The following is a 15,522-nucleotide window of genomic DNA, read 5'->3' as shown; positions in this document are numbered from 1 at the left end:
CCCTGTCCCGCCCCCCATGCCCGCAATCGGCGACCTGCCCGTCGCCGCGGCCGTGCTCGAACACCGCGCGCCGGCCGCGGCCGAGCCGGTCGCGCGCGAGTGGCTGGCGCAGGCGCTCGGCGTCGCGCCGGCCGGCATCGGGCTAGATCGCGATGCACGCGGCCGGCCGCAGTTGAGCGGCCACGGCACGCGCGACTGCAATTGGAGCCACAGCGGCGAGCGCCTGCTCGTCGGGCTCGCGCCGGCCGGGCGCATCGGCGTCGACCTCGAGCGGCTGCGCCCGCGGCCGCGCGCGCTCGAACTGGCGCGCCGGTTCTTCTGCGCCGCCGAGGCCGATGCGCTCGCCGCGCTGCCGGCCGACGCGCGCGAGGCGGCGTTCGTGCGGCTGTGGTGCGCGAAAGAGGCCGTGCTGAAGGCCCACGGGCACGGGCTCTCGTTCGGCCTGCACCGGCTCGAATTCGCGCTCGATCCCGGGCCACGCCTCGTGGCGTGCGACGCCGCACTCGGCGATCCCACGCACTGGGCAATCCGGATGTGGACGCCCGATCCGGGTTACCTCGCCGCGCTCGCGTGGCGCCCGTGGTGAGCGGCCGCGGGCATACTGCGCCCGCATGAACACCCCTGCCCTGCCCGCCGGCCTCGACGCACGGCTCGCCGCCGGCCTCGACGCGCTCGGCCTCGACCGCCGCTTCGTCGCGCCGCTGCTCGATTACCTCGCGCTGCTCGCGCGCTGGAACAAGACCTACAACCTCACCGCGGTGCGCGACCCGGCCGAGATGGTCGACAAGCACCTGCTCGATTCGCTCGCGATGCACCGCTACGTCGATCCGCTCGTCGAGTCCGGCGGCGCGCTCGCCGACCTCGGCACCGGGGCCGGGCTGCCGGGCATCCCACTCGCGATCGTCAAACCGGGCCTGCGCGTCACGCTCGTCGAGAGCGCCGGCAAGAAAGCGCGCTTCATGCGCGAAGCCGTCCGCCAGCTCGGCCTGCGCGACGTGCGCGTGGCCGAATCGCGCATCGAGGCCCTCGACGAGCCCGGCGCGTACGGCGCAATCACTGCCCGCGCGCTCGCCACGCTGCCGCTGATCGTCGAACTCGGCGGCCACCTGCTGCGCGAGGACGGCGTGCTGCTCGCGATGAAAGGCGTGCACCCGGCGGACGAAATCGCCGCGCTGCCCGCCGGCTGGCGTCTGGAAGCCTCACATCCGTTGCGCGTGCCGGGCCTCGACGCCGAGCGCCACCTGGTGATCGTCGAACGCGCGCACTGAGCGCGTTGCCGGCAACGGCGGCGCGCGTCACGGCCGGGCCGCGGGCACGATGCCGCATAATCCCCGGTCCGGCCCGGGGCCGGCCTTCCCGTTTCCAGCCCGCAGGACGAGCCGCATGGCCCGCATCATCGCCGTCGCCAATCAAAAAGGCGGAGTCGGCAAGACCACCACGGCGGTCAATCTCGCCGCCGCGCTCGCGCGCACGCCCAAGCGCGTGCTGCTGGTCGACCTCGACCCGCAGGGCAACGCGACGATGGGCAGCGGCGTCAACAAGCGCGAGATCGAAACGTCGGTGACCGACGTGCTGCTCGGCGAGAGCGACGTGCGCACGGCCATCGTGCGCACCGCCGAGGACTTCGACCTGCTGCCGGGCAACATCGACCTCACCGCGGCCGAAATCCAGCTCATGGCGCAGGACGAGCGTGAGCAGCGCCTCAAGGCCGCGCTCGCGCCGCTCGTCGACGAGTACGACTTCATCCTCATCGACTGCCCCCCGGCGCTGAGCCTGCTCACGCTCAACGCGCTGACCGTGGCCGACTCGATCATCGTGCCGATGCAGTGCGAGTACTACGCGCTCGAAGGCATCAGCGCGCTGCTCGACACGATCGAGGCGATCCGCGGGCGCCTGAATCCGAAGCTGGAGATCGAAGGCGTGTTGCGCACGATGTTCGACGTGCGCAACAACCTCGCGAACGCGGTGTCGGCCGAACTCATCAACCACTTCGGCGACCGCGTGTTCCGCACGATCGTGCCGCGCAACGTGCGCCTCGCCGAAGCGCCGAGCCACGGCCAGAGCATCGTCGGCTACGACAAGGGCAGCCGCGGCGGCATTGCATACCTGGGCCTGGCCGGTGAAGTGCTGCGCCGCCAGCGCGAACGCGACGCCGAGGCGAAGCAGACGGCGAAGCACCTGCCGATGGGGAGCGGCGTCGCATGAACGTCAAGAAGCGCGGACTCGGCCGCGGGCTCGAGGCCCTGCTCGGCCCGGCGAAGGCCGCCGAGGCACCGGCGATCGTCGAGGCGCAGCCCGGCGACATCCTGCGCACGCTGCCGGTCGAATCGCTCGTGGCGGGCCGTTACCAGCCGCGCCAGCACTGGGACCAGGACAAGCTTGCCGAGCTCGCTGAATCGATCAAGGCGCAGGGCGTGATCCAGCCGATCGTCGTGCGCGAGATCGCGCGCGACGCTACGTACGAGATCATCGCCGGCGAACGCCGCTGGCGCGCGTCCAAGCTCGCCGGCCTGCTCGAAGTGCCCGCGGTGATCCGCGAAGTCGACGACCGCACGGTCGTCGCGATGGCGCTGATCGAGAACATCCAGCGCGAGGATCTGAACCCGCTTGAAGAGGCGAACGCGCTGCAGCGGCTCATCGACGAGTTCGACCTCACGCATGCGCAGGCCGCCGAAGCCGTCGGCCGTTCGCGCGCCGCGGTGTCGAACCTGCTGCGCCTGCTCGAACTGCCGCCCGAGATCCGCACGCTCGTGGAGACACGCGCGATCGAGATGGGCCATGCGCGCGCGCTGCTCGCGCTCGTGCCGCAGGCGGCGATCGCGCTCGCGCGACAGGCGGCCGAGCACGGCTGGTCGGTCCGCGAGGTCGAGCACCGCGTCCAGCAGAGCGTCGCCGGCCAGGTCGCGCCGGTGCGCGGCAAGACGCGCGCGGCCAAGCCCGCGCCGCAGGCGGACATCGCCAGCCTCGAGCGCGAGCTGTCGGAGTCGCTCAACACCAAGGTCAACGTGATGCACGGCCGCGGCGGCAAGGGCCGGCTGGTGATCCACTACACCGACCTCGATTCGCTCGACGGCGTGCTCGAGAAGCTGCGCGGTCGCGTCGACTGACGCGACGCGTTCCGAAAGGCGTCAGACCAACCGGCAGGCGCTGCAGCGCCGCCCCAACCCGTCGATGCGCGAGGCGGGCAAACCCGGCTGTCGATCAGCGGCCCGCGTTGGCAGCACGGCCGGCCTCGGTGCTCTGCTTGCCGCCGAAGCGCAGGTCCGCCACGGGCAGGTCGGCGTTGCGCGCCCTCCCGCCCCGGATCGGGCCCCTCGCCTGCCGGCTCGAATAGAACCCGACGCATGCATCGCCGCAGCGGCGGGCCTGCCATCAGGACTGCGATCCCGAGCTCCGCCGAGCGACCGTCCGAATGGCGTCGAAAGCCGATGTGTTCAGCGACCTGAGCCGCCGTTCCGCAGCCGGATTTGCGGCGCCGCGCCACGGTCGGCATAATGCCCGGCTCGCTGCGTCCGGCGCGTCCCTTGTGGGCGTCCGGGCACCGCCGGAAACGCGATTCCGGCCTGCCATGGTGCAGCGTCCCCGCAGCCTGCTGCGGATTTCCAGCCTGCATCGCGTGCTGTCGCCTTCGGGCGGTGGCGGGGCCGCCGCCTCCCTGGCCAAGGGAAGCCCAATACCTCTCGAGGTGCGTAATGTCCCGCGTATGCCAAGTAACGGGCAAGCGAACGACGACCGGCAACAACGTCTCGCATGCCATGAACAAAACCCGCCGCCGTTTCATGCCGAACCTGCATGAGCGCCGCTTCTGGGTCGCTTCCGAAAACCGTTGGGTGAAGCTTCGCGTGTCCGCGAATGCCCTGCGCACCATCGACAAGAACGGCATCGATGCCGTCCTCGCCGATCTGCGCGCCCGTGGCGAAAAGATCTGAGGACTGAATCATGGCTTCCAAGCGCGACAAGATCCGTCTGATCTCGACGGCCGGCACCGGTCACTTCTACACGACCGACAAGAACAAGAAGAACACGCCCGGCAAGATGGAAATCAAGAAGTACGATCCGGTCGTGCGCAAGCACGTGCCGTACAAGGAAGGCAAGATCAAGTGAGCCTTCCGGCACCTTGATTGCTTCCACAAGAAACCCGCCGAAAGGCGGGTTTTTTGTTGCCCGGCCGCAGCGCTGACCAGGCCGTGGTGAAGTCAGACCGTGCGTTGCAGGCGCGGCCGTGGCGAGCGCGCATCGGGCGCAACGACAACCGGCGGTGACGTTGTGATACCCGCGTCGTCGGGCGCGCCGCGATGCACGACAACGCGGTTCCGGCCGCCCGTCTTGGCGCGGTACATCGCCGCGTCCGCGTGCGCAGCGAGCGTTTCAAAATGCGAGCCCGACAGCGCAGTCGACGCGCACCCGAAGCTGGCCGATATCGGCAGCGGACAGCCGAGCGCACGCGTGTCGATCACCGCGATCGACTCGCGCATCGCCTGCGCCACCTTACGGGCCTGCTCGAGGTCGCAGTCGGCGAGCAGCACCGCGAATTCCTCGCCGCCGAGGCGACCGAACACGTCCTCCGGACGGCAATGGACCTGCACGGCGCGCGCCACGTCGACGAGCAGACGATCGCCCGCCGCGTGGCCGAAGCAGTCGTTGATGCGCTTGAAGTGGTCGAGGTCGAACATCAGCACGCTGGCAGGCCGCGAGTGCTGGGCGGCGCGCGCCAGCGACGCCTCGGCCTGCGCGCGGAAGTGCAGCCGGTTCGCGACGCCCGTCAGCGGGTCGGATTGCGCAAGCTTACGCAGCGCAGTCTGCATGCGCCGGCCGCGCCAGCCCCACGCCGCGAGCGCAAGCGCGAACAGCGCCAGCAGCGCAATGCCCGACCGCGCGTTCCACATGTCGGCACGCGCGACCTCATGCTGAAGTTGCAGCACCCGGTTGCGCTCACTGAGCAGTTCGATCGACTGGTTCTTCGTCGTCAGTTCGAGCTTGCCGAGCTGGATCGCCACTTCGCGTGCCTGGACTTCGTCGAGCCGGGCCTTATCGGCGACCGCATAGTGCTCGTGCTCGGCGAGCGCGGTGGCGGCATCGCCGCGGCGTTTGGCGACCTCGTAGAGCACGCGGTGCGCAGTAATGATGGGCAAGGAGTGCGGATCGAGTTGCGGCATCGCATGCACTGTTCGCGCCTGCGCGTGCGCGCCAGCGACGTCGCCGAGCTGCAGACGGTAGTCAGCGATCAGAGCGCGGGTAATCGCCGCGAGCAGTGGATAGCGCGTCGTTTCGACGTCACTCCAGTGCCGTTCCAGCATCGAGACCGCATCGGCCGTGCGACCTTCTCCCGCCCACTTGATTGCAAGGTCGCGACGCAGCAGTCCGGCCGCGACCAGGTCGCCCTGAATCGCGCATTGTGCGATCGCACCTTGCACGTATGCATCCTCGGCGGGCTGCCCAAGATGCAGGAGCGCCTCGACTTCGAGATGCCGTGCGACACACAGGGACTTTTCGGACAACGGAGAGGCCACCACGCTCCGCGCATGGTCGAGCCCTTTCTGATAGCGCCCGGCCAGGTTGTAGACCGTTGCGGCGACGCGCTGCCCTTCTTCGCGAGTGTGCTCGTCCGTGACTGAGTCCATCTGCGCAAGGGCTTGGTCCAAATACCGAAGCGCCTCGGGGAAGTCCCGTGTAATCACTTCGGTGTTCGCCGCGAGCATCCCGGCCCGGAACCGGATCGTGGGCTGCTGAGCAGTGGCGAAGAGGTTCTCGGCTTGCGTCGCTGCGTGATCCATCTCTCCGCGGACAGCCGTGAAGTAGGCGCGCAGAAGTCGAATATGCTCGCGCTGCGCCTGAGTCGCCTGTGGCTCAGCGGCGTCGATCGCACTCAGCAGCGCCTCGAACTGCGCTGGGTCGGAGCTGCGCACCGCGTCAGCGCGGTCGAGCAGCGGCTGAAGGTCCGCCGCCCACGCGACGCATGGCAGCCACAGGGCCATGCCCGCCGCCGCCAGCCATTTCCGAACACCCTGCCCGCTCACACGCTTCAACCTGTCCTGTCTTGCACCGCCCACGTCGGGGCGTCCGATCCTCAACCACGATGCATGCACCGCGTTGCGCGTGCGAATCATCACACGAACTTCACGACCCGCCTGGTTCGGCTAAACAAAATCTGGCTGAATGCGTTCAGCAAGAAAGAGCGTCGGGGCGAAGCCGCTCTGCTCGGAACGAAGGGTGTAGTGGCGGGCGAGGCGAGTCCGATTTCTGCGAACGGCCGCAGCGCGACGGCATTGACTGCGTGGCATCGGCACTAGTGGCTCACGCGTGCCAAGAAGGACGCAGCGACAGAACACGTCGCTCCGCGATGGTCAGAGAGGCGAACGACGATCGCGTACGCAGGCGATCAGGACGCGCGCATTGCCTCCGGTGCAGCGGCGACAGGAACCGATTCGATGCGCACCGGCACCGGCACCGGCGTCGCCGACGCGGTCTGGTAGCGCGAGATGCGGTTGCGCCCGCCGACTTTCGAGCGGTACATCGCTGCGTCCGCGTGTGCGACGAGCGTTTCGTATTCGTGGCCGGACACCGAGGTTGCGACGCACCCGACGCTCGCCGAGACCGGCAACGGGCAGCCGCTCGCCCGGCCGTCGATGACAGCGATCGCCTCGCGCATACGCTCGGCGATGATCTCGGCGTCGCCCAGGTCGCAGTCAACGAGCGCGACGGCGAACTCCTCACCGCCAATGCGGCCGAACACATCGCCGGGCCGGCAGTGGACGCGTCCGACGCGCGCGACTTCCTTGAGCACCCAGTCGCCGGTCGCGTGGCCGCACTGGTCGTTGATCTGCTTGAAGTGGTCGAGGTCGAACAGCAGCAGGCTCATCGGCCGCCCGCGCTGGCGCGCCTGCGCCAGCAGTGCTTCGGACTGCGCCCGGAAATGCCGGCGATTCGCTAGGCCCGTGAGGCTATCGGTCTGCGCGAGCTGCCGCAGCGTGCGATGCATGCGCCGCCCGCGCCAGCCCCAGTAGCCTAGCGACGAGGCGAGCACGAAGAGCAGAGCAATCATCAGTTGCGAGTTGGACTGTTCCTTGTGCGCGACTTCCTGCTCGAGACGCAGGAGCTGGTTCTGGCTCTTCAGCAGTTCGATCGACTGATTCTTCTGCGCGACCTCGTGGCGGCTCAGCTGGAACGCGTATTCGCGCGCCTTGATGTCGTCGAGGCGTGCCTTGTCGGCTTCTGCATACAGGCGGTACTCGTTCAACGCGGCGCGGGTGTCTCCGCGTCCCAAAGCGACCCGATAGAGCACGTGACGCGCCATGACGTTCGGCAGCGAGCCCGAGTCCTGTCCCTTCAACTCGGTGACGGCGACCGCATGCATCTCGGCCGTCTTTTCGTTGCCGAGCTCAAGCTGATAGGTCGCAAGAAGCGCCCGATATTCGCCGATAAGCCGGGTGTAACCGGTGGCCTCGACTTCCGGAAGGCTCGCCTCGAGAAATGCGATGGCCTGCCTCACCTTTCCATTGGCGGCCCATCGTTGCGCGAGTACGCTGCGGATCGCATTGGCGGACAGCACTTCCCCTTGCTCGCTGCATCGCGCGATGGACGTCAGGATGTGGGGCCGCGTTTCGACCAAGTGCCCCAGGCCACTCATCGCCTCGAAACGCACCTTGTCCGCAAAGCAACGGTTCCGTGCCGACGGCGCATCGGACAGCAGCCGCTCGGCGTGCTCAAGCCCCAGCGCGTATTGGCCGTACTGGTTATAGAGATTGCCGGCCACGACATCGCCGCCGTGGCGAATGTCAGCGTCGTGGATCTTCTCCCGCAGTTCCAACGCACTCTCGAGGAAGCGCAAGCCCAGTGAGAACTCGCGCGTCAGCGCGGCGATGTTCGCCACCAGCAGGCCGGAGCGATACTTCAACTGCGGCTCCTGCACCTGATCGAACATGACCGAAGCGCTCCCAAGCGCACTCTGGTAGTCGCCTCGGATGACCTTCTGATAATTGAGCAACAGCTCCAGATGCGCTCGCTCCACCGCATTGGCCTCGCCCTTGAGCGCCTCAAGCCGAGCGAGACTTTTATCGAACGCAGCGCGGTCCGACGAGCGAACCGCGTCCGCGCGATGCAAAAGCTCCGAGAACTCAGATGCAAGCACTAGCGACGGCAGCAGAATGCCCACGACGCAGCAAACCGCCTTTATCGAATTCTTCATCCTTGGCCCCGTGCTCCAGACTTAAAGCTTCTTGCGGGCGCCGATCAGCCCGAATGAACCCGCGGCGGGCTTCAGGCGACCAGCCTTTCCTGTGACTCGGGCTCATCATCCGGCACGACCGGCTGCTCGGCAGGCACAGGCTCATCGTCCAGAGGCGCCCAGACGCAACAGAACATCCGGGCCCGACCGCCAAGCGCTCCGACCAGCGTGGGGATGTCGCGCGAGAGCATCGCGTTCTGAACGACCTCGTTAAACCCGGCAACAGCAGTGGGCTGGACGTCGCATGGGAGCGAAGTGGCGTGACACGCGAGTTGCTCAAGCAAGGCGATTGGATGGGACATTCATTTTTCTCCGGGCAGTATCAGGAAGAGACGAGAAAGAGCGAGGGCTTACCCGCGGATGCACGACTGGGCTCGTCGAGTTCGACCAGCTTTGCGAGCACGTCCGTGTCGGCTTCCAGCGGCTGAGAAGGCGGCACGACCAACGTCGAGTGCATGTGCAGGGTAGCGTTTGGGAGAGAGTCAAGCCTCCGGCGCTCGACCCGCGGCGCATCAATGGGCAGCGTCGCAGCCTCGTAAATGATGACCTCGTGTTCGAGTGGATAGTCCTTCGCGAGGCGCTCCACCAACAGTCGCCGGTAGGGCGCGCCTGTTTCAAATCGCCCCAGACTCCGATCCCCAACCTGCGCGACTTGCCACAGCACAAGGTGCGCTGATGGGTCAACGCGTCGGCGATGAAGTAGGAACTGCGTTGCTTCGAAGTGCTGACAGCCGAATTCGCCCGGATCGATTCCGAGGTCCGCATACAGACAGTCCTCGGCGGAGATGCCCGGCTCCATGCTCGCGACGAAACCCTCCGCGCGTGCTCGAGCGACGGCAGCATGCGGCGCCCGCGCGAACACGCCCGGGTGGCCGTAAAAGGCGGCGCAGACGCGTCGACCGGCCCGCACCTCGACTAGCATGGCCTCGACCATTTCGGCATACGTCCGGCGTCGAGACTTCCCGTCCGCATAAAAGGGCTGCAGGCTGCGCGCATCCGGACGGATCTGCTGCACCCACAGTTCGACCAGGGCGTCGGATGCGGCCACGAAGACCACATCGGCCTCTTCGATTTGGTTGCGCGACCGAGGGCCCAGGTGCGCACCGAGCAGCATCCCCAAGCCGACACACACAAGACTGCCCGATTGCGTGGCAGGCGCCGCCATCCCGAACTCCCCTTCGGAAAGACACCACACTACGGGACGGCGCGCTCGATTCCAACTCCTCCTCGGCGATGGATCCATGCGGAGTGGCTCAGGGTCCAGCGCACGCGGGTCGGCTCTGAGGCGGGCACTCGGTGGAAGCCGTAGGGCGCGAGCAGTCGCCAGAGCACCGCCGCCCGCTCGTCGTCGGCACGCTCGACATCGATGTGGGCGAGGCCGATGCCATCGAAGGCATGCGGTATAAGCGCGGAAAATGTCTCGCCACCAAAGCCCTGCCGCCACGCATCCGCGACGAGCAGTATCCCCATTTCACCGCGATCACCTTTGCGCCTGAATCCCGAGATTCCAATCGGTGCTCCGTTCGAGCGCCGCTCCAGGGCCCAGTACCGATGCCCCGGCAGCCCACACGCGTTATGCCGGCAAATGCGCTCGAATGCCGCGTCCGCGGCCTCGTCCGTCAACGGCGGCCTGATCGTAGTCATGACCTTTGGACACGTGTACAGCGTCCGATATACAAAGCCGTGATCTGCACTCCCCCGATGCAGGAGTCGCAGGCGCATGCGCGGCGTATCCAAAGCGTGCTTGTCCACGAGCGAATCAACACGAAGCCGGCGGTGGAGCGTATGCCACGACGCTTTGATTCGCCTATACGAACCGACACCTGCGGGAGGCGGCATAGAAAATGTGACGTGCGGGAGCCTCATTGAGGGCGCCCCTGCCGTCGCACTCGCGCGGTCTGTCGCGGTTTGTCTCAGCCCAGGCGATTTGCGCTCCACTTGGCTGACGCCGCCGGCATGGCACTGCAGTCGAGGCACGCCGATGCAATGCATCAGCAGCGGACTTCGGCTAACTCGCCGTTCGATCGGCCACGAGCGACTCGACCACACCCGGATCCGCCAACGTCGACGTATCCCCCAGCTGCTCCGTCGCCCCCTCCGCGATCTTGCGCAGGATGCGGCGCATGATCTTGCCCGAGCGCGTCTTCGGCAGGCCGGGCGCCCACTGGATGCGGTCGGGCGTGGCGATCGGGCCGATGCCGGTGCGCACGCATTGCACGAGCTCGCTGCGCAGCGCGTCGCTCGGCTCGATGCCGGCTTTTAGCGTCACGAATGCATGGATGCCCTGCCCCTTGAGATCGTGCGGGAAGCCGACGACCGCCGCCTCCGCCACGCCGGCGTGGCCGACAAGCGCGCTCTCGACCTCGGCCGTGCCGATGCGGTGGCCGCTGACGTTGATGACGTCGTCGACGCGGCCAGTGATCCAGTAATCGCCATCGGCATCGCGCCGGCAGCCGTCACCGGTGAAGTACATGCCCGGGTACGTTTTGAAATAGGTGTCGATGAAGCGGGGGTGGTCGCCGTAGACGGTGCGCATCTGGCCGGGCCACGAGTCGAGGATCACGAGGTTGCCCTCGGCTTCGCCGTCGAGCAGCTCGCCGTTCGCATCGACGAGCGCGGGCCGCACGCCGGGCAGCGGCTTTGTCGCCGAGCCGGGCTTGGGCGTGCCCGCATGCGGCAACGGCGAGATCAGGATGCCGCCGGTCTCGGTCTGCCACCAGGTGTCGACGATCGGGCAGCGCGCGTCGCCGACGACGTCGTGGTACCAGCGCCATGCCTCGGGATTGATCGGCTCGCCGACGGTGCCGAGCAGGCGCAGCGATGCGCGCGAGGTGGACGTCACCGGCGCGTCGCCTTCGCGCATCAGCGCGCGGATCGCGGTCGGCGCGGTGTAGAACAGCGTGACGCGGTGCTTGTCGATGACGTTCCAGAAGCGCGAGACGTCGGGGTAATTCGGCACGCCCTCGAACACGAGCGCGGTCGCGCCGTTCGCGAGCGGGCCGTAGACGATGTAGCTGTGGCCGGTGATCCAGCCGACGTCTGCGGTGCACCAGTACACGTCGTCCTCGCGCAGGTCGAATACGCACTCGTGCGTGTAGCTCGCATAGACGAGGTACCCACCCGTCGTGTGCAGCACGCCCTTGGGTTTTCCGGTGCTGCCGGAGGTGTAGAGGATGAAGAGCGGGTCCTCGGCGTTCATGCGCTCGGGCTCGCAATGCGCGTGCTGGCTGTCGACGACGGCATCGAACCAACGATCGCGCGGCATCTGCATGTCGACGCCGGCGCCGGTGTGGCGCACGACGAGCACGGTCTCGACCGAGTTGGTGCCGTGCATCGCGAGCGCGGCGTCGACGTTTGCCTTGAGCGCGATGCGCTTGCCGCCGCGCAGGCCTTCGTCGGCGGTGATCACGAGCTTGCTGCCGCAGTCGGCGATGCGGTCGGCGATCGATTGCGGGGCGAAGCCGCCGAACACGACCGAGTGCACCGCGCCGATGCGCGCGCACGCCAGCATCGCAACCACAGCGTCGACGATCATCGGCAGGTAGATCGTCACGCGATCGCCCTTGCGCACGCCGAGGTGGCGCAGCGCGTTGCCGAGCCGGCACACGCGGGCATGCAACTCGCGGTAGCTCACATGCTGCGCGGGCTGCGACGGATCGTCGGGCTCGAAGATCAGCGCGGGCTTGTCGCCGCGCGTGTCGAGGTGGCGGTCGAGGCAGTTCACGCTCGCGTTGAGTTCGCCGTCGCCGTACCAGCGGATGCGGAAGTCAGCGACGTCGAAGCTCACGTCGCGCACCTGCGTCGGTGCGCGCATCCAGTCGATGCGTTGCGCGATGCGACCCCAGAACGCGTCAGGGTCGCGCACGGAGTCGGCGTACAGGCGCTCGTAGTCGTCGCGCGTGATGCGGGCGGGCGGGTGGGCGGCGGTGGGCATGGGCGTGGCGCTCCGGGCCGGCGGCTGGGGAGAGCCAGTCTGCCGCATGCCCGCACGAGCGGTGCGGCCGCGGCTGGCCCGCTTGCCAGCGGGGCCGCTCGACAGGAAGTGCGGATCACCGCGCTCGGCGCTGCACGATGGCCCTGCCGCCCGCTTCGGCCTGTGAGCGTTTCGTCTCCCGCAAAAAAAGAAGCCCGGCGTAGGCCGGGCTTCGATGGAGCATGGACGGGCGATCAGAATCCGCTGGCGTCGAGCCGTCCGTTCGTGACGACCTTGCCCTGCAGCGACGGCGTGGGCACGGCCGCGTCGAGGATTGCCTTCTTGACGTCGGCGGCGCTCGCGCCCGGGAACGAGGACTTGTACAGCGCGGCCGCGCCGGTCACGTGCGGCGTGGCCATCGACGTGCCGTTGTAGCTGGCGTAGCCGGAGATCACCTTGCCCTTGGAGCTCTTCGGCACGGTGGACCAGATGCCCGAGCCCGGCGCGCCGATGTCGACCGTGGTCGCGCCCCACTGCGAGAAGCTCGACAGCTCGCCGGTGTTCGTCGTCGACGCGACCGCAATGATGTTCGGGTTCGGGTAGTTCGACGGGTAGCTCGCCTGCGTGTCGTTGTCGTAGGCCGAGTTGCCAGCCGCGGCGACGAACAGGATGCCGGCCTGGTCGGCCCGGCCGATCGCGTCCTGCAGCGCCTGCGAGAAGCCGCCGCCGCCCCAGGAGTTGTTCGTCGCGACGATGTTGAGGCCGTGGCGCGTCTTGAGGTCGGTGAAGTAGTCGATCGCCTTGATCGCGTTTGCCGTGGTGCCGCCGCGGTTGCCGAGGAACTTGCCGCTGATGAGCTTGATGCCGCTCCAGCACATGCCGGCGACGCCCTTGCCGTTGCCGCCGACCGCCGCGATCGTGCCGGCCACGTGGGTGCCGTGGTCGTCGTTCGCGCCGCCGGAGTTCACATTGTTGCTGTTGCCGTCGAAGTCCCAGCCGCGCACGTCGTCGACGTAGCCGTTGCCGTCGTTGTCGCGCCCGTCGGCCGGGTCGTACGGGTTGACCCAGATGTTCGGCGTCAGGTCTTCATGGTTGAAGAAGATGCCCTCGTCGATGACGCCGACGATCACGTTGTCGCAGCTCGTGTGGCCGCGGCCCCAGGCCTCGGCGGCCTGCGAGCCGTACACGTTCGCGGGCGAGGACGCGTCGCCGTAGACGCCCCAGAGCGAACCGTTCGTGTAATACGAGTCGTTCGAGGCGGCCTGGTGCGTGTAGACCCAGTTCGGCTCGACGAAGTCGATCGCGGGATCGTCCGCAAGCGCGCGCACGGCGGCGGCGACGCTCACGCCGGCCGGCAGCTTCCACAGGTCGGTCTGGGTGCGCACGTCGCTGCCGCCGCGCAGGGTGGCCACGCGGGCCGCGCCGACGCCCTGGCGCACGGCCTCGCGGCTCGAGGCGCTCGCGCCGTCGCGGTACTGGACGATCAGTTCCTGCGCCTGGTGCGCGCGCCCGGCCTTCAGGCCGGCCAGCACGAGATCCGGACGTCCCCCGGCCATGGCCGTGGAGGCCAGGCCCAACGATGCAACGACAGCGCCTGCGAGCAAACCCGTACGAAACGAACGCTTCATTCGACACTCCTGCGTGGGGTAGAGGCGCGCCCGAAAAGGCGACGCGTGCCTCGTTTATCCCACACTTCCGAGCACGATGTTTCCGTGCTGCAACATTTCACGCGGCGCTGATGATTCAGCGACGTTACGTCGCGTGCCCGGGGCGCCGCGCCCGGCCGGTTAACGCGGCGGCGCGGCCAGCTCGCGAGCGTCGAGAAAGCCGCTTCGGTCGCGGTCCTGCCGTGCGAATGCCTCGGCGAGCGCCTGCCGGTGCGCGTCGAGGCGCACGGGCTCACCGCGTCCGCCCGGCAGCTCGCCCGCGCTGAGCACGCCGTCGCCGTCGCGGTCCATCCGCTCGAACGCGTAGCCGAGCCAGGCTTGGTATTCAGGCAGCGACACGCGGCCGTCGGCGTCGGCGTCCATGCGCGCGAGATAGTCGGCCGTGCCACGCACCTGTGCCTGCACTGCGGAGGACATCCCCAAGCACAGGCAGACGACCGCGCAGAAAAAACCCGCGCGTCGCCGCGCGGGTTCCGGTGCCCGTCGAGCCGGCATGCGCTTACGCATGCGTCGGCGCGAGACGGTAGCCCTTGAGGCGTTGCGAGAACGCCTCGAGCGAGCGGATACCCGATGCCTCGGCTTCGGCGCACCAGGCGTGGAGCTTCGCAAGCGTGGCCTGCGCATCGTTCGAGCGCTCGTCGAGCACCTGGGCGAGCTTGGCGCGGTACTCGGCGAGCGTCGCCATCTGCGGGCGCTCGTCGAGCCACGCCTGCAGGCGTGCGCGCTTGTCGTCGTCGAGCCAACGGCCGCCGTCAGCGAGCGCCGCCCGCAGCGCACGCGGCAGGTTCTCGTGCTGCGAGCGCAGCGCCGGCAGCGTGACGGTGCGGTAGTAGTCGGTCATCGCTTGGAAGCGGATCGCGAGCAGCGCCTTGAGCGTCTCGGCGTCCGGCATCGCAATGTTCGGACGCACGTCGAGCGCCGGCGCGACACGCAGCACCTTGGCCAGGCCGACCTTTTCGAGTGACTTGATCGCGAACCAGCCGATGTCGAACTCGAACTTGCGCAGCGCGAACTTCGCCGACGACGGGAATGCATGGTGGTTGTTGTGCAGCTCTTCGCCGCCGATCCACATGCCCCACGGCGAGATGTTCGTCGCCTTGTCGGTGGTCTCGAAGTTGCGATAGCCCCACCAGTGGCCGAGTCCATTGATGACGCCGGCGGCCCAGAACGGGATCCACGCCATCTGGATCGCCCATATTGCGACGCCGGCAAAACCGAACAGCGCGAAGTTCACGAACAGCAGCAGCACCGGCCCCATCGTGGCGTACGGGGTGTAGAGCTTGCGCTCGATCCAGTCGTCCGGGCAGCCCTTGCCGTACTTCTCGATGTCCTCGCGCTGCGCACGCGCGCCGCGGTAGAGCTCGGCGCCGCGCCAGAACACGGTCTTGATGCCCTTGATCTGCGGGCTGTGCGGGTCTTCCTCGGTTTCGCACTTCGCGTGGTGCTTGCGGTGGATCGCCGCCCACTCCTTCGTGATCATCGACGTGGTCAGCCACGTCCAGAAGCGGAAGAAATGCGCAAGCGCGGGGTGGAAGTCCACCGACCGATGCGCCTGGCTGCGGTGCAGGTAGAGCGTGACCGAGAAGATCGTCAGCTGCGTGACGACGAGCAGGTACAGCAACAACGCACCCCAGCCGGCCTGAAGCAGGCCGCCGGCAAGGAAGTCGAGCAGGGAAGCGGGCATTACGTGACTCCGGAGACAGGGCGACGCGCGATGG

Annotated in this window: 15 protein-coding genes; 6 read left to right on the top strand and 9 right to left on the bottom strand. The window is 68.0% G+C overall.

Annotated features, from left to right (window positions below):
• Positions 1 to 16 precede the first annotated feature (16 nt).
• The 6 genes from IE075_RS13930 (at position 17) to rpmG (ending at position 4,104) form a co-directional block, all read left to right on the top strand.
• Positions 17 to 586, top strand: a complete 570-nt coding sequence (locus IE075_RS13930) for a 4'-phosphopantetheinyl transferase family protein (RefSeq protein WP_189457678.1) — start codon at positions 17 to 19, stop codon at positions 584 to 586.
• 25 nt (positions 587 to 611) lie between these two features.
• A complete protein-coding gene (gene rsmG / locus IE075_RS13925; protein ID WP_189457676.1) occupies positions 612 to 1,268 on the top strand; it encodes a 16S rRNA (guanine(527)-N(7))-methyltransferase RsmG in 657 nt (218 codons plus the stop codon).
• A 115-nt stretch (positions 1,269 to 1,383) separates the two neighbouring features.
• Positions 1,384 to 2,205 (top strand): ParA family protein, encoded by an 822-nt coding sequence (locus tag IE075_RS13920; RefSeq protein WP_189457674.1) that lies wholly within the window; start codon positions 1,384 to 1,386, stop codon positions 2,203 to 2,205.
• Positions 2,202 to 3,107, top strand: a complete 906-nt coding sequence (locus tag IE075_RS13915) for a ParB/RepB/Spo0J family partition protein (protein WP_189457672.1) — start codon at positions 2,202 to 2,204, stop codon at positions 3,105 to 3,107. Before IE075_RS13920 ends, IE075_RS13915 begins: the two co-directional genes overlap by 4 nt.
• Positions 3,108 to 3,692: 585 nt before the next feature.
• On the top strand, positions 3,693 to 3,929 hold the full coding sequence (gene rpmB, locus IE075_RS13910) for a 50S ribosomal protein L28 (protein ID WP_115860425.1): 237 nt from the start codon (positions 3,693 to 3,695) through the stop codon (positions 3,927 to 3,929).
• A 7-nt stretch (positions 3,930 to 3,936) separates the two neighbouring features.
• Positions 3,937 to 4,104, top strand: a complete 168-nt coding sequence (rpmG, locus tag IE075_RS13905; protein ID WP_425489384.1) for a 50S ribosomal protein L33 — start codon at positions 3,937 to 3,939, stop codon at positions 4,102 to 4,104.
• A 92-nt stretch (positions 4,105 to 4,196) separates the two neighbouring features.
• Here the strand turns inward: rpmG and IE075_RS13900 are convergent, their stop codons facing one another.
• The 9 genes from IE075_RS13900 to IE075_RS13860 form a co-directional block, all read right to left on the bottom strand.
• Entirely contained in the window at positions 4,197 to 5,975 is a 1,779-nt protein-coding gene (locus IE075_RS13900; protein WP_189457670.1) for a GGDEF domain-containing protein, read from the bottom strand.
• Positions 5,976 to 6,379: 404 nt separating this feature from the next.
• Positions 6,380 to 8,185 (bottom strand): sensor domain-containing diguanylate cyclase, encoded by a 1,806-nt coding sequence (locus IE075_RS13895; RefSeq protein ID WP_189457668.1) that lies wholly within the window; start codon positions 8,183 to 8,185, stop codon positions 6,380 to 6,382.
• A gap of 71 nt (positions 8,186 to 8,256) precedes the next feature.
• Positions 8,257 to 8,526 (bottom strand): hypothetical protein, encoded by a 270-nt coding sequence (locus tag IE075_RS13890; RefSeq protein ID WP_189457666.1) that lies wholly within the window; start codon positions 8,524 to 8,526, stop codon positions 8,257 to 8,259.
• 20 nt (positions 8,527 to 8,546) lie between these two features.
• Positions 8,547 to 9,389 carry an SAM-dependent methyltransferase gene (locus tag IE075_RS13885; RefSeq protein WP_189457664.1) on the bottom strand — a complete coding sequence of 281 codons (843 nt, stop codon included), beginning with the start codon at positions 9,387 to 9,389 and terminating at the stop codon, positions 8,547 to 8,549.
• Positions 9,390 to 9,418: 29 nt separating this feature from the next.
• Positions 9,419 to 9,946, bottom strand: a complete 528-nt coding sequence (locus IE075_RS13880; protein ID WP_229792543.1) for a GNAT family N-acetyltransferase — start codon at positions 9,944 to 9,946, stop codon at positions 9,419 to 9,421.
• A gap of 286 nt (positions 9,947 to 10,232) precedes the next feature.
• Entirely contained in the window at positions 10,233 to 12,158 is a 1,926-nt protein-coding gene (acs, locus tag IE075_RS13875) for an acetate--CoA ligase (RefSeq protein ID WP_189457659.1), read from the bottom strand.
• A gap of 233 nt (positions 12,159 to 12,391) precedes the next feature.
• On the bottom strand, positions 12,392 to 13,765 hold the full coding sequence (locus tag IE075_RS13870) for a S8 family serine peptidase (protein ID WP_189457657.1): 1,374 nt from the start codon (positions 13,763 to 13,765) through the stop codon (positions 12,392 to 12,394).
• 159 nt (positions 13,766 to 13,924) lie between these two features.
• Complete coding sequence (locus IE075_RS13865) at positions 13,925 to 14,221, bottom strand: EF-hand domain-containing protein (RefSeq protein WP_189457656.1); 297 nt, start codon at positions 14,219 to 14,221, stop codon at positions 13,925 to 13,927.
• 82 nt (positions 14,222 to 14,303) lie between these two features.
• Positions 14,304 to 15,488 carry a DesA family fatty acid desaturase gene (locus tag IE075_RS13860; protein WP_189457654.1) on the bottom strand — a complete coding sequence of 395 codons (1,185 nt, stop codon included), beginning with the start codon at positions 15,486 to 15,488 and terminating at the stop codon, positions 14,304 to 14,306.
• Positions 15,489 to 15,522 lie beyond the last annotated feature (34 nt).

It is taken from the genome of Cognatilysobacter bugurensis, assembly GCF_014652095.1.
In the GTDB taxonomy this organism is placed as follows: Bacteria; Pseudomonadota; Gammaproteobacteria; order Xanthomonadales; family Xanthomonadaceae; genus Cognatilysobacter; species Cognatilysobacter bugurensis.
This window is presented reverse-complemented; position numbering and strand designations above follow the sequence as displayed.